This window comes from Aeromonas veronii (genome assembly GCF_040215105.1).
In the GTDB taxonomy this organism is placed as follows: Bacteria; Pseudomonadota; Gammaproteobacteria; order Enterobacterales; family Aeromonadaceae; genus Aeromonas; species Aeromonas veronii_G.
In genome coordinates this window covers 1139020-1153550 of the sequence record NZ_CP157875.1, presented here as the reverse complement: position 1 = coordinate 1153550, position 14531 = coordinate 1139020, and the positions used below count along the sequence as shown (strand labels likewise).

The 14531-nt window shown below is 62.8% G+C and carries 13 protein-coding genes; 5 read left to right on the top strand and 8 right to left on the bottom strand.

Annotated elements, in window-relative coordinates; genetic code table 11:
• Positions 1-2: 2 nt before the first annotated feature.
• Both ABNP46_RS05480 and ABNP46_RS05475 read right to left on the bottom strand, forming a co-directional pair.
• Positions 3-1553, bottom strand: coding sequence for an NAD-dependent malic enzyme (locus tag ABNP46_RS05480; RefSeq protein ID WP_349921415.1), 1551 nt, complete (start codon positions 1551-1553; stop codon positions 3-5).
• A gap of 10 nt (positions 1554-1563) precedes the next feature.
• Complete coding sequence (locus ABNP46_RS05475) at positions 1564-2874, bottom strand: 2-hydroxycarboxylate transporter family protein (RefSeq protein WP_349921414.1); 1311 nt, start codon at positions 2872-2874, stop codon at positions 1564-1566.
• Positions 2875-3146: 272 nt separating this feature from the next.
• Here ABNP46_RS05475 and slyA point away from each other — a divergent pair, with 272 nt between their 5' ends.
• The 4 genes from slyA to ABNP46_RS05455 all read left to right on the top strand — a co-directional run bounded on the left by slyA (position 3147) and on the right by ABNP46_RS05455 (position 6259).
• Positions 3147-3620, top strand: a complete 474-nt coding sequence (gene slyA / locus ABNP46_RS05470; RefSeq protein ID WP_349921413.1) for a transcriptional regulator SlyA — start codon at positions 3147-3149, stop codon at positions 3618-3620.
• Between the two features lies 1 nt (position 3621).
• Positions 3622-4677, top strand: a complete 1056-nt coding sequence (locus tag ABNP46_RS05465) for an HlyD family secretion protein (RefSeq protein ID WP_349921412.1) — start codon at positions 3622-3624, stop codon at positions 4675-4677.
• A 10-nt stretch (positions 4678-4687) separates the two neighbouring features.
• On the top strand, positions 4688-5716 hold the full coding sequence (locus ABNP46_RS05460; RefSeq protein WP_349922391.1) for a DUF2955 domain-containing protein: 1029 nt from the start codon (positions 4688-4690) through the stop codon (positions 5714-5716).
• A gap of 183 nt (positions 5717-5899) precedes the next feature.
• Positions 5900-6259: an MliC family protein gene (locus ABNP46_RS05455; protein ID WP_349921411.1), complete on the top strand. Its 360-nt coding sequence runs from the start codon at positions 5900-5902 to the stop codon at positions 6257-6259.
• Positions 6260-6316: 57 nt separating this feature from the next.
• Here the strand turns inward: ABNP46_RS05455 and ABNP46_RS05450 are convergent, their stop codons facing one another.
• The 4 genes from ABNP46_RS05450 to nrdD form a co-directional block, all read right to left on the bottom strand.
• Positions 6317-6727 carry an energy transducer TonB gene (locus ABNP46_RS05450; RefSeq protein ID WP_349921410.1) on the bottom strand — a complete coding sequence of 137 codons (411 nt, stop codon included), beginning with the start codon at positions 6725-6727 and terminating at the stop codon, positions 6317-6319.
• A gap of 156 nt (positions 6728-6883) precedes the next feature.
• Positions 6884-7054: a YqaE/Pmp3 family membrane protein gene (locus ABNP46_RS05445; RefSeq protein ID WP_041993510.1), complete on the bottom strand. Its 171-nt coding sequence runs from the start codon at positions 7052-7054 to the stop codon at positions 6884-6886.
• Positions 7055-7110: 56 nt separating this feature from the next.
• Positions 7111-7620 (bottom strand): anaerobic ribonucleoside-triphosphate reductase-activating protein, encoded by a 510-nt coding sequence (nrdG, locus tag ABNP46_RS05440; RefSeq protein WP_349921409.1) that lies wholly within the window; start codon positions 7618-7620, stop codon positions 7111-7113.
• A gap of 89 nt (positions 7621-7709) precedes the next feature.
• Complete coding sequence (nrdD, locus tag ABNP46_RS05435; RefSeq protein WP_349921408.1) at positions 7710-9827, bottom strand: anaerobic ribonucleoside-triphosphate reductase; 2118 nt, start codon at positions 9825-9827, stop codon at positions 7710-7712.
• Between the two features lie 446 nt (positions 9828-10273).
• Here nrdD and ABNP46_RS05430 point away from each other — a divergent pair, with 446 nt between their 5' ends.
• On the top strand, positions 10274-11233 hold the full coding sequence (locus ABNP46_RS05430; protein WP_349922389.1) for an ABC transporter substrate-binding protein: 960 nt from the start codon (positions 10274-10276) through the stop codon (positions 11231-11233).
• A 74-nt stretch (positions 11234-11307) separates the two neighbouring features.
• Here the strand turns inward: ABNP46_RS05430 and ligA are convergent, their stop codons facing one another.
• Together ligA and zipA are read right to left on the bottom strand one after the other, a co-directional pair.
• Positions 11308-13314: an NAD-dependent DNA ligase LigA gene (gene ligA / locus ABNP46_RS05425; RefSeq protein ID WP_349921407.1), complete on the bottom strand. Its 2007-nt coding sequence runs from the start codon at positions 13312-13314 to the stop codon at positions 11308-11310.
• Positions 13315-13409: 95 nt separating this feature from the next.
• On the bottom strand, positions 13410-14531 hold the full coding sequence (zipA, locus tag ABNP46_RS05420; protein WP_349921406.1) for a cell division protein ZipA: 1122 nt from the start codon (positions 14529-14531) through the stop codon (positions 13410-13412).

The following is a 14531-nucleotide window of genomic DNA, read 5'->3' as shown; positions in this document are numbered from 1 at the left end:
GCTCAGGAGGCGGACCAATAGTGCGGGCGCCACCAGGTCTGGTCAATCATGGGAGCAGGATCGCCAGTGAAATCTGCCAGCCCTTCCTCACGGGCGCAGAGTGCCACCGCCCTGGCCACGGCCCGGGCCACCTCCCCCACCTGCTCGATGGGGGGCAACAGGCGACCGGGCGTCAGGGGATAGGCGCCGACCGCCCGCACCGCCGCCTGCAACATGCCGTCGCTGATCCGCCGCGCCTTGACCGCGCAGGCGCCGAGGCCGATACCGGGGAACACATAGACGTTGTTGCATTGGGAAACGATCCGCGCCTCACCCGCCACCATGACCGGCGAGAAGGGGCTGCCGGTGGCGAGCAGCGCCCGTCCCCCCGTGGCCTGCCACACCTCGGTCGGGGTCGCCTCGGCGCTGCGGGTCGGGTTGGAGAGCGGCAGGATCACCGGCTGCTCGCACACCTCCCCGATGGCACTCAGCACCTCGTCATCGAACAGCCCCCCCTGACCGCTCACCCCGATGAGCACCCCGGGTCTGAACTGGCGAATCAGTTCAGGCAGGGATCCACACGCCTCGGCCGGTGAGCGGGCGAAGGGTTGCTGGGTGGGGGTCAGATTGGGACGATCCCGGCACACCAGGCCGAACTGATCGAACAACCAGACCCGCTCCGGGCTGCCCGCCAGCTGGGCCAGCATGGCGGCGATGCCGCATCCCGCCGAGCCCGCGCCCACGATCAGCACCGGGGTGTCGGCGAGCTGGCTGCCCGCCTGCTGCAGCCCCGCCAGCACGCAGGCGGAGGCCACCGCCGCCGTCCCCTGGATGTCGTCGTTGAACATGCAGAGCTCGTCCCGGTAGCGGGCCAGCAGATTGGCCGCATGTTTGCCGGCGAAGTCCTCGAACTGCAGCACCACTTGTGGCCAGCGCTGGCGAATGGCCGCCACCACCTTGTCCATGAAGAGGTAATAGTGCTCCCCGTCTATCCGGGGGGCCTGCCAGCCGAGGTAGGAGTCATCCTCCAAGAGCTCGGGGTTGTTGGTTCCCACATCCACGCACAGGGGCAGGGTGCGCGCCGGGTTGATACCACCGGCGGCGCTGTAGAGCGCCAGCTTGCCGATGCAGATCCCCATGCCGCCGATGCCCAGATCCCCAAGCCCCAGCACCCGCTCCCCGTCGGAGATGACGATGACATCCACCTCCTGCTCCACCGCGGCGAAGATGTCGTCCAGATCGTGCCTGTCATGCCAGGAGAGATAGAGACCGTGGCTGCGCAGATAGAGATCGCTGTGACGCTGGCAGGCTTCCCCCACCACCGGGGTGTAGATGATGGGCAAGAGCTCCGGCAGGTGGTGGCGTACCAGATCGTAAAACAGCACGGGGTTGTCCTCCTGCAACTGGCGCAGCAGCAGGTGTTGATCGAACGGGCTCTGCATGGCACTGACCAGGCGATAGATGCGGCGCCGCTGCTGGGAGAGAGACTCCTCCTTGTGGGGCATGCGCCCCATCAGCCCCTGACGCTTGCGCTCCGCATAGGGCAGGCTGGTGCCCATCATGATGTCGTTCATGTTCTGTTCCTCAAGCCAGCAGGGAGATGATAAGGGTGGCCAGGATCAGCATGCAGGCGCCCCCAAGACGGGAAGAGATCTGGGCAAAGGGCATCAGCTTCATGCGCTGGGCAGCCGACAGCACGGCGACGTCCCCCGTGCCCCCCATGTTGGCCATGCACAGGCCGCCGGTGAGGGCCGCCTCGATGGGATAGAAACCGATCATCCGGCCCACGATGGCCGCCCCCAGAGCACCCCCCACCACTGTGGTCAGCACCATGATGAAGTAGTTGAGAGAGAAGGCGCCAATGAGCTCGGGAATGCTGGTGTAGGCGACCCCGATCCCCACCAGCAGGGAGGGGGTGAGGTTGCTCACCACGAACTGGTACCAGTCGGCAGCCGCCTGCTCATAGCGGCGTGGCAGCAGGCCGCTCACCTTGATGATGGCCACGGCCAGGATCATCAGGGCGAAGGGGTGCATGGGGATGAAGTTGCCGAGCAAGGAGCCCAGCACAAACATGCTGGAACTGATGAACAGACCCAGCCCCAGGCTCTCCAGGGTCGGCGCCTGGACCTTCTCCTCGGCCACGTTGTCGATGCTTTCATTCACCATCAGCTTGCCGTTGCCGGTCAGGGCGGGATAGCGACGACCGAGGCGAGCCAGCAGGGAACCGACCAGGATGGCCAGGGTATTGGCGATGACCACGGCCGGTACCATGCGCGACAGCAGATCGGCGCTCGACATCTGCAAGGGGCCGGAGAGGATCTCTACCAGGGGAACGGCGCCGGCCCCCATGCCACCTCCCATGATGGGCAGGCCGATGAGCAGCACGGCATTCTTGAAACCATAACCCAGCAGGGTGCCCACCAGGCCGACACTGACCAGCGCCAGTACCACGCCCCCCAGGATCACCGGCAGGTAACGCATGGCGGCGTTTTTCAGCAGGGCGCCACTCATGCCGAACACAGAGCCGGTCACCAGGCTCGCGATGAAGAAGTTCAGAAAGCCCCCCTCCTTCATGAAACCCGTGATGACCTGACCCGCCGCCGCCGGCATGATCCCGTATTCGAACAGGGCGGCACCGCCGAAGATGGCGAGTATGGTGCCACCCCCCAGGTATTCACGGATGGGAGGGATGCGCTCACCAAGCTCGGTCAGCAGGGTGCCGAGCACGAACATCAGTGCCAGGGCCCCGACCATGCCGAGCGGCAGGGAGCCGTTCCAGCCCGAGAACAGCACGCAGGTGGCGAGCCCAAGGAAGATCATCATGGGCATGCCGGCGATCTGCTGATCGCTCCAGGCCGCCTTGGCTTGCAGTTGAGGGGTAGAGAGGTTTTTCATTGTTATGCTCCAGCGTTGTGGTGTGGCGCCACTCTACTGACCCCTCCCTCTCCTGTCGGTTAGCAAGCCTGCAAAGCCATATAAAAACATTGAAACCTTAAGCACCATTGGGCGCGGGGGTGCCTCCCGCCCTCTATCCCTCATGCGCGCTCATTTTCGGGGTACCTACCACGTTTTGCCGCCAAAAACCTTAACGTGACCTGTATCACACTATTTACTTAGCCTGCGAAACAAATATAATGCTTAGCAGGCTAAGTAAGTGAGACGGTGAGATGGAAAAGGATCTGGAAATGCTGCGAGAGCTCTCTCTCGCCGAACGATTGGGGCGGTTGCATCGGTTGTGGCGTACCGTGGCCGATCTCGAGCTCGCCCCCCTTGGCCTGACCCATCCCCGCTGGACGGCCCTGTGGAAACTCAGTCGTCTCGGTGGCCACCTCGGCCAGAAGGCGCTGGCGGAAGCTCTCGAGATAGAGCTGCCCTCCCTGATGCGAACCCTGGGTCAGCTCGAAGAGCAGGGTCTGATCGAGCGCCACTGCTGCAACCAGGACAAGCGGGCCCGTATCGTCACCCTGACCCCGGCTGGCAAGGCCCTGCTCGACCATATCGAGGATCGCATCATGACGATCCGCCAGGAGCTGCTCGCCGGCATCAGCCAGCAAGAGCTGGCGCAGTTTGAAGAGATAGTCCACCGCATCAGCGCCAATGCCCTCGACAAGATTGCCAACCAGAACCACGAGAGAGAATAAGATGACCCCGGATCAACAATTCAAGCGCTGGATCAAATGGGCCAGCGCCTGCTTCGTGCTGGTATTTGGCTACTTCCTGCTGGCCGACATCAAGATGCCGCTGACACCGCAAGCCATGGCGACCCGGGTCGTCACCAAGATGGCGCCCCAGGTCAGTGGCAAGGTGGTAGCGGTAAAGGTCACCAATAATCAGCACGTCAAACAGGGGGATCTGCTGTTCGCCCTCGACCCCGTCCCCTTCGAACTGGCGGTGGAGCAGGCTCGCCTCGCCCTGGATCAGGCCGAGCAGCAAAACCGCCAGCTGGACGCCAGCTTGAGCGCCGCCAGCGCGGAATACAGCTCCCTGCAGACCCAGACCGCCCAGAAGTTGCGGGAAGCCGCCCGTATCGACACCCTCTATGGTCGCCGCATGGTCTCCGAGCAGCAAAAAGATGATGCAGACAGCGCCGCCCGCACCGCCCAGGCCAACCTGCTGGCCAGCCAGGCCCGCATGGAACAAGCCCGCGTCAACCGGGGGTTGACCGGCGATGACAACCTGCTGCTGCGCCAGGCCCGCAATCGCCTGGCTCAGGCCGAGTTGAACCTGACCTACAGCCAGGTGCATGCGAGCCAGGATGGCATCATCACCAACCTGCAGCTCAAGCCCGGCAGCGTGGCTGCCGCCGGAGCACCACTGCTGGCGCTGGTATCGGAGCAAGTGGACGTGATCGCCGATTTTCGCGAGAAGAGCCTGCGCAACATCAGCACCGGCAGCCGGGCCCTGATCGCCTTCGATGGCGAACCGGGCCGCCTCTACCCCGCCCGGGTCTCCAGCCTGGATGCCGGGGTCAGTGCCGGCCAGTTCGATGCCAACGGTCTGCTGGCCAACCCCGTCGAGTCGGATCGCTGGGTGCGTGATGCCCAGCGCCTGCGCCTGCATCTTGCACTGGAACAGTTGCCTGCCCATCTGCCGGCTGGTGCCCGCGCCACCGTCCAGCTGTTGCCGGACAACGCCCTCAGTGCCCTGTTCGCCCGTGGCCAGATCCGCCTGCTCAGCCTGCTGCACTACATCTACTGATATGGCAACCGTGAACCTCTGGCACAGGCCCCTCACCACCAACGAGCTGCGCCAGTGCCTGCGCATCGCCTTCGGCAGCACGCTCGGCTTCCTGCTGTGCAAGGCCTTCGGCTGGAACAACGGGGTATTCTTCACCGTCACCCCCATGCTGCTGCTCGGTATGGTGCCGGTGATGAACGGTCACGCCGCCCGCCAGCTCATCGCCGCCGGGGTGATGTGCGGGCTGGAGGTCGGGCTGCTTGGCGGCCTGTTCGGCAGCCATCCCGGCCTGATGCTACCCATCGTCTTCCTGCTGTTTCTCTACCGCTTCGCCGCCATGTCCAGGGGAAGTCTGTTTCTGTTTGGCGCCAACGGCGTGCTCAGCCTCAGCATCATGCTGCACTTTGCCAGCTACCCGGGGACCGATTTGAACGACCTCATCTTTGGCAATCTCTGGGCCAACGTGCTGTCGGTACTCATCGCCTACCTGATGACGGCTCTGCTGCCGGATGTCGAACCGCGCCCCAAACCGGTTCCCTCCCCCAAAGCGCCGCACCGCATGCGACATGAGGCCCTGCTCGGCGCCAGCATCGCCACCCTGTCGTTCATGGTGTTCCAGCTATTTGACCTGCGTGACTCCATGTCCGCCCAGGCCACCACCCTCCTGCTGCTGTTTCCCATGCACTGGAACGGCGCCCTCGACTACGCCCGCAAGCGGGCCATGGGCACCCTGCTGGGGGTCAGCTTCGGCCTCATCGGCCAACTGCTGCTCTATGACTGGTCAGGTCAACTGCTGCTGGTGACCCCCCTGCTCTGGCTTGGCGCCATGCTGTTCAGCCATGCCCATGTGAAAGAGGCCAACGGCTCCGGCGTCGGCTTCGGGGCCCTTACCACCCTCGGCATCCTGTTTGGCCAGTACCTGACCCCGGGCAATGACCTGGTGTTCAGCGCCCTCTATCGGGTGAGCAGCATCATGTTTTCCATCGTCGTCACCCTGCTCGCCTGCTATCTGCTTCACCGCCTGTTGAATCACTTCGAGGCGACCCGTTTCGGCCACTGACCCCTTTTTCTGCTGCTCATGGATGCGCACCTTTTCGCCCCGCTATGCCTACCGGGGCGTTTTTTTATCCCTCGCACCGGACATCGGACGGACGCATCTAGACGCACCCGCGCCCCTCAAAGGTTGCAGTTGTACCCGAGCCTGTTAGGCTCAACCCCATATGACACCGTTCAAGGATTCAACATGAAACACGCCAAGCTCTGGTTGCTGGCCATGGGGTCATTGACCCTGCTCAGCGGCTGCGAATTCGGTGCCGGCAAGCTGGGAGTGACCGGCGGTGATGCCGTCACCTATCTGTGCGAACAGAACCAAAAAATCCAGGTTCGCTACTTCTCCCTCTCGGACGACAGCCTGAACTTCATCAAACTGGCCCTGCCGGATGGCAAGGATTACACCCTGCCCCAGGCGGTGTCCGCCTCCGGCGCCCGCTATACCGATGATCATGAAGTGGTCTGGTGGAACAAGGGCAAGGAAGGCTTCGTGGAGATGCGGGATCAGGCCGGCGAGTGGCAGAGCCGCTACAACGGCTGCAAGGAGCAGTGAGGCCCCCCTCCCTGAACAAACACCCCGGCCAGGCCGGGGTGTTTGCTTTTGCGCTGCTTATCGCATTTCCCATGGCGGATCGGCCCTGAGACTGAAGCGCCCCACCACCTGCACCGGAATGGCATCCGGGTTCTGCTCGGCCACCCGGTAGCGCAGCTTTGAGAGTGCCGTCAGCGCTGCTATCTCCAGCACGCCAGCGGGTTCTGCCGCGAGGATCTGTGGGCTGAACAGGTTGCCGTTGGAATCGATGAGGTAGCGAATATCCACATAGCCTTCCACCGGCTTGGCCATCCGTTTCTTGACGGGGACGGAGAATCGCGTCACCTCCCCTTCCTGTACCCAGTAGTTGCAAAGCTCATCAATGGGGATCTCTCGTGGTGGCTGATTCAGCTTCACGGTAGGGCTGGAGCTGGCACAACCACCCAGCAGAGCGAGGCTGGCCCCCAGCAGCAAGACAGGCAAACGCATTTCACAACTCCCTGTGTCATGGCCGTTCAACGCCTTGAACAGCCGCTTATCCTGCCCGGAATTGTCAGGTAGAGAAGTCCATTCGGGAAGCCCCCATCTGGCGGGCAACAAAAAGGCCAACCCCGAGGCTGGCCTTTGTTCAGGACGAAGACTCCATCACGCGCGCTTGTCGGTCACCACCAGCCAGAGCGCATGCACCATGCCGGGCAAACCACCAAGCAGAGTCAGCACTATGTTGATTAAGAAATGCAGGCTGAAACCGACCTGGATAAAGGCGCAGACCGGGGGCAGGAAGATGGCCAGCAGGATCTTGAGCAGATTGTTCATCAGGGTTCCTCGTTAAAGATGATTCGGGCTTGGCCTAACCATAAACAGCCTTGGCCTCAACTGCAAACCAGGCATGGGATCCGCTCCCCGCTTTTTCGCCAGCCGTTGAGATCATGGATCTGCTGATTGCTGCTGCCGCGCCAGAGCAGACCCGGATCCGCCAGCCCCTTCTCGAACTTGCCATCCACCAGCACATCCAGCAAGGCGACCAGCTCCCGCTGGGCCGGGCTGAGCTCGCCAAGCAGATAACCGGTCCAGCACCAGATGTCCTTGCCCGGGCACTCGGCCCGCACCCGTTTTACCAGTGCCAGCACAAAGGGCACGTTGGCGGGGTGAAGCGGATCGCCGCCCGACAGCGACAGCCCGCGCCGCTTGATGCGCGTGTCGTTGAGATCCAGGATGATGCGATCGCTCATGGCTTCATCGAACGGCTTGCCACCGTCGAGGCGCCAGGTGCTCTGGTTGTAGCAGCCGGGGCACTGGTGCTCGCAGCCCGACACGAACAGGGTGGCACGGGTGCCGGGCCCGTTGATCACATCAACCGGGTAGTACTGGTGGTAATGCATCTTCTCTCCTCCCCCATCGCGGGCACTGGGTCCGCCAATAAAAATGGCTCCCTCATCATCAGGAGCCATCTCATTGCTTGGCCGCCTGCTTACATGTGCTTGACGCGGCGCTTGACCTCTTCCTGCTTGCCCGCGTTGAAGGGACGCGCATCCGGGCTGCCGAGGTAGCCGCAGACACGACGGGTCACCGACACCTTGGCCGGATCATGGTTGCCGCAGCGCGGGCAGGTGAAGCCCTTGGAGGTGCACTCGAACTCGCCGGTGAAGCCGCAGTCGTAGCACTCGTCGATGGGGGTGTTGGTGCCGTAGTAGGGCACCTTGTCGTAGCTGTAGTCCCAGACGTTCTCCAGCGCTTCCAGGTTGTGCTGGATGTTGGGGTACTCGCCGTAGCAGATGAAGCCGCCGTTGGCGATGGGCGGATAAGCTGCCTCGAAGTCCAGCTTGTCGTAGGGGTTCACCTGTTTCTCAACGTCCAGATGGAAGCTGTTGGTGTAGTACCCCTTGTCGGTCACCCCGGCCACCACCCCGAACTCCTTGGCATCGATGCGGCAGAAACGGGTACAGAGGTTTTCGCTCGGGGTGGAGTAGAGGCTGAAGCCGTAACCGGTCTCCTCTTTCCACTCGTCGGTCGCGGCCCGCAGCCGGGCGATGATGTCGACGGCCTTCTGGCGCAGCGCCTCGCTGTCGAACAGATGGGTCTGGGTACCGAATAGTGCATTGATGGTCTCGTGCACCCCGATGTAGCCCAGCGAAATGGAGGCGCGGCCGTGCTTGAAGATCTCGCTAACGTTGTCGTCGGCTTTCAAGCGCACCCCGCAGGCCCCTTCCATGTAGAGGATGGGGGCGACCCGGGCCTTGACCCCGTCGAGGCGCTTGATGCGATACATGAGCGCCGTCTTGGCGACCCGTAGGGCGGCGTCCAGCCGGTCCCAGAAGTCCGCCTCGTCCCGGGATTTCAGGGCGATGCGCGGCAAGTTCAAGCTCACCACCCCGATGTTGTTGCGCCCCTCATGGATGAGCTCGCCATTTTCCTCGTAGGCACCGAGGAAGGAGCGGCAGCCCATGGGGGTCTTGAAGGAACCAGTCACCTTGACCACCTGGTCGTAGTTGAGGATGTCCGGATACATCCGCTTGGAGGCGCACTCCAGCGCCAGCTGCTTGATGTCGTAATTGGGATCCCCGACCTTGTGGTTGAGGCCATCCTTGATGGCAAACACCAGTTTCGGGAACACCGCCGTCTTCCTGTTCTTGCCAAGACCGGCGATGCGGTTGCCGAGGATGGCACGCTGGATGAGGCGAGATTCCCAGCTGTCCCCCAGGCCGAAGCCGAAGGTGACGAAGGGGGTCTGACCGTTGGCGGTGTGCAGGGTGTTCACTTCGTATTCCAGGGACTGGAAGGCGTCGTGACACTCCTTCTCGGTGCGGGCCATGGCGTAGGCATCCACGTCCGCAATGCCCCACTCCTCGGCCACTTCCCGATGCTTCTGCCAACTGATGGTCACATAGGGAGCCAGCACCTCGTCGATACGGTTGATGGTGGTGCCGCCATAGATGTGGCTCGCCACCTGGGCGATGATCTGGGCCGTCACCGCAGTGGCGGTGCTGATGGATTTCGGAGTATCGATCTCCGCGTTGCCCATCTTGAAGCCGTGGGTCAGCATCCCCTGCAAATCGATCAACATGCAGTTGAACATGGGGAAGAAAGGGGAATAGTCGAGATCGTGGAAATGCAGATCGCCGCTCTCGTGGGCCTGCACCACCTCGCGGGGCAGCATGTTGCTGGTGGCGTAGTGCTTGGCGACGATGCCCGCCAGCAGATCCCGCTGGGTCGGGATCACCTTGGAGTCCTTGTTGGCGTTCTCGTTGAGCAGGGCCGCATTGGTCTGCTCCACCAAACCACGGATATCCTGAGCGAGGCGACCACGGGCCTCGCGGGCCAGATCCCGGTCATGACGGTATTCGATGTAGGCACGGGCGATGGCCTTGTCGTCGGAGGCCATCAGATGATTTTCGACCCGGTTCTGGATCTCGTGGATGTCCACCTCGGCCCGCCCTTCCAGCTCCAGGCTGACGGCGGTCGCCACCTGCTCACCCAGCCCGGGATTGGCCTGACTGACTGCTGCCGCCGCCCGGCTCACCGCCTCGGCGATCAACTGGGCATTGAATGGCGCGCGACATCCATCACGTTTTATCACAACCGGTTTCATCTCTATTCCCCGCGTTAAAGGCCAGGCTATCACCCTTGGCTCACCCTGATAGGCTCCCTCCCCCACGCTCTGTCCTCGGCGCAAATAAAGGCAGCCGAGGCTTGGCGCCTGGGCTGACACTGGGGAGACAACGACTTATGCACAGCTTAATAACACAACATATAGGGTTAAAATTAGAGTTCATACCTATATGTGGTGTCTATTAGGCACCAAAGCCGCCCCCTGTTTCTTGATCCACATCAGGTTTTGGAAGGAGTGGCGCAGTTCACAACCAGCGTCAAAAGAGCCCCCAACAACCAACCCCAGACGGGGGGCGGGCTGGGGCGGATCCGGTGACCCTGGGTGAGAATGGCATCATCCGACAACAATTGACCGAAGCATCCGCCGGACAAAACACACATACTGGGAACAGTCTCCTCCAGAGGGAAATTCAAGTGTTCAAGGTGATGTTGCTGTTCACACTCTTGCTGTCGCTGCCGCTTCGGGCGGCCGAGGTTCTGGTGATCAGCAGCTATCACCCGGACAACCTGTGGGATCAAACCTACAGCGCCAGCCTGCAGGCACACCTCAAGGAAGGGCATCACGTCCACTACTTCTACATGGACACCAAGCGTCAGCCTACTGCGGCGATGCCCCTTATCACCGAACAGGCGATGGCGGCTTACCGGCAACGCAAACCGGATCTGGTGGTGCTTGGGGACGACAACGCCATCAACGCCCTCGCCCGACGCATCGCCACCGCAGGCACCCCCGTGGTCTTCCTCGGCATGAACGAGAATCCCCGTCACAAGGGATTGGTGGGGCACCCCAGGATCACCGGCGTGCTGGAGCGGCCCTTGCTCAAGCGCAACATCAGCGAGATGAGTCAGCTGATGGGGGGGATCGACAAGGCCCTGGTGCTGTTTGATCAGAGCGAGGTATCCCGCACCGCCATCGCGGATGAGTTCAATGACCAACCCAAACCACGGGTGGGGCATACCCGGGTCAGCAACCAGCAGCTCAATGACTTCCGGCGCTGGCAAGAGGCCGTGCTCAGCAGCCGGGAAAAGGGCTACGGGGCCCTCTTCATCGGTCTCTACCACACGCTGGTGGATGAGCGGGGCGAGCACGTGAGCGAGCAACAGGTGCTGGAGTGGACCAGCCAGCACAGCCCCGTGCCCCTGTTCTCCTTCTGGGAGTTCTCCGTGGGCAAGGGACGGGCCATCGGCGGCCTGGTACTCAATGGTCACGCCCAGGGGGAGCGAGCCGCCGAACTGACCAACGCCATCCTGGCGGGCACCTCTCCCGGCGCCCTGTCACCCCGCGCCGCCATACGTGGGGAGTATGTATTCAGCCGTGATGAACTGGCCCGCTGGCATCTCCAACTCCCCGACAAATGGCAAGCCAAGACCCAATGGCACGACTGACTCTGGCAACGATTGCCCCTTGAATACGACAAACCCGGCCATCGGCCGGGTTTGTCGTATTGTAACGCCAGGTTTCAGGACTGAAGTGCTGCCTGCAACTCCTCTTCCGTCCAGACGGTAATACCGAGCTCCTGCGCCTTCGCCAGCTTGGATCCCGCCGCTTCACCAGCCACCAGCACATCCGTCTTGGCAGAGACGGAACCCGCGACCTTGGCCCCCAGCGCCTGCAACGCCGCCTTGGCATCATTACGCGACAGCTGGGTGAGGGTGCCGGTCAGCACGAAGGTCTTGCCCGCAAACGGCTGCTCGCTTGCCTCCTTCTTCTCGATGGCCGGCCAGTGGATGCCGGCCGCCAGCAGGGCATCCAGCACCTCGATGTTGTGGGGCTGGCGCAGGAAGTAGTAGACATGCTTGGCCACAACGTCCCCCACATCCGCCACCGCCAGCAGCTGATCCACGCTGGCTGCACGCAAGGCATCCAGGGTCAGGAAATGGTTGGCGAGATTGAGCGCCGTCGCCTCGCCCACTTCACGAATGCCGAGGGCAAACAGGAAGCGCGGCAAGGTGGTGCTGCGCGCCGCATCGATGGCGGCCACCAGGTTGAGGGCGGATTTGGGCCCCATCCGATCGAGGTCAGCGAGCTGAATGGCGGTGAGACCGAACAAGTCTGCCGGCGTCTTCACCAGCCCCTTGTCCACCAGTTGCTCCACTATCTTGTCGCCGAGGCCGTCCACGTCCATGGCACGGCGGGCGGCGAAGTGCTTGATCGCCTCCTTGCGCTGAGCCTCGCAGAAGAGACCGCCGGAGCAGCGGGTCACCGCCTCCCCCTCCAGCCGCTCCACCGCCGAGCCACACACCGGGCACTGGGTGGGGAAGAGGATCTCGCGAGCATCCTCCGGGCGCCTGGCCTCCACTACGGCGACGATCTGCGGGATCACGTCCCCCGCCCGGCGCACGATCACGGTATCGCCGATCATGACGCCGAGGCGTTCAATCTCGTCGGCGTTGTGCAAAGTGGCATTGGAGACGGTGACGCCGCCGACGAACACGGGTTTGAGCTTGGCCACCGGCGTCACGGCGCCGGTACGGCCGACCTGGAACTCCACGTTCTCGATCAGGGTCATCTCCTCCTCGGCGGGGAACTTGTGGGCCGTGGCCCAACGCGGGGCCCGGGCGACGAAACCGAGCTCCAGTTGCAGCGTGATGTCGTCCACCTTGTAGACCACACCGTCGATCTCGTAGGGCAGATCCCCACGGCGGGCCAGAATGTCATCATGGAAAGCCTGGCAACCGGCGGCCCCCTCTTTGAGTTTCACCTCCGGGCTCAGCGGCAATCCCCACTCCTTGAGCTGCGTCAGGCGACCGAAGTGGGAATTCCCCAGCTCGTCCCCACCAACCCCGACACCGTAGGCGTAAAAGCTTAAAGGGCGGCTAGCCGTGATGCGCGAATCGAGCTGGCGCAGGCTGCCCGCCGCCGCGTTGCGCGGGTTGACGAACACCTTCTCACCGGCGGCCAGCGCCTTGGCATTCATCGCCTCGAATCCCGCCTTGGGCATGAAGACCTCTCCTCTCACCTCCAGCCGGGCAGGCCAGCCCGCGCCGCGCAGAGCCAGGGGGATCGCCTTGATGGTGCGCACGTTTTCGGTGATCTCCTCCCCCGTGGCGCCATCCCCCCGGGTGGCGGCCTGCACCAGCTGACCGTCCACATAGAGCAGGCTGACCGCGAGGCCATCGAGCTTGGGTTCACAGCAAAACTGGAAGCGTACCTCGCGCTTGAGGCGATCCCGCATGCGCTGTTCAAAGGCCTGCAGCTCTTCGTCGCTGAACACGTTGTCCAGGCTCAGCATGGGGATCTCGTGGCGCACCTGGCTAAAGGCCGAGAGCGGCTGGCCGCCGACCCGGGCGCTTGGAGAGGTCGGCGTCTTCAGCTCGGGATGCTCGGCCTCCAGGCTCAGCAGCTCGCGCATCAGGCGATCGTATTCGGCATCCGGTACCGTGGGGTTGTCCAGCACATAGTATTGATGGCCGTACTCGGTCAGCAGATCACACAGTTGACGGTGGCGGGAGAGGATGTCGCTCATGAGGAAGTCTCGGACTGTGGTTGGAATAATAAGTTAACCGCACAAACAAAAATGCGGTACCAGGTACCGCATTTTTCAATTCAGACAACAGAGGCTCAGTCGCGGCTGGCCTCGTAAGCCGCCAGCTCCTGACGATAGCGGGCGATGTCATCGTCGCTGAGCGGGCTGCGGCTCGCGTCGGTCAGCATGGCATCGAGATCGCTCGCCAGCTGGTCAGCGGCCTGCAACATGTGCTCGAACGCGAAGGCGGCGTTGCTGCGCAGGGGCAGTTGCATGAAGAGGGACACGCCCGGTGTACTGAACTGTTCCATGCGATAGGGGTTGAAGGTGCCCGGTTTGACCATGTTGATCATGGAGAAGAGCACTTCCCCCTTGCCACCCAAGTCTTCGTGACGGTGGAAGATGTCCATCTCGCCAAACTTGAAGCCAAGCGCCAGCAGGGAAGAGAGCAGGGTCGCCCCTTGCAGATCCTGACCGGGACGCGCCATCAGGTTGATGACATAGACATCCTGCCAGATCTTCTCGACCGGTTCCCGCATGGGGGCAGATTCGGGCTCTTCGTAGGCGGGCTCGTCATCATACTCCGGCTCTTCATAAACAGGAGCGGGGGCGGCCTGACGGGGCTGAGGTTCGGGAGCTGGCGCACGGGCACCAAAGGTCGGCGCCTGGGCATAGGCCGGCTCCACCAGCGGCTCTTCATCCAGCGGTTGCATCATGGGCTCACGCTGAGGACGGGATCTGTGTACCGGGGTGCGACGAATGACCTGGGCAGGCTTGCGTACCGGCGCGGCAGGGGCCTCCTCGACGGGCTCGGGGCTCGGCTCATCATACTCCTCTTCCTCATAGGCGGGAGCAGGGGCTGGCGCGACCGGACGGGGAGCGGGCTTGCGAACCACAGGGGGCGGCAGGTCGGCGTCATCATCCTCGTCGTCGAAGTCGGGGGCGGGTGCACGGCGGATGGCTTCCGGCTGGCGGGCTTCATCGCCACGCAGCTTGGGTTCGGCACGACGGCCACCACTGACCACCCGCACCTGACCGATGCCATCGCTGTCAAACGCATCGTTGTCACGTTCCCGCGACTTGGATTCCATCCGGCCAAGGGGTTTTTCCTTGATCGGTGCCTGACGGTTCTTTCTGTTGCTCCACAACCCGTGAATGAGCAATGCCGCAATGGCAATTCCGCCCAGGGCAACCAAGATGTAACGCAATTCCTGCAT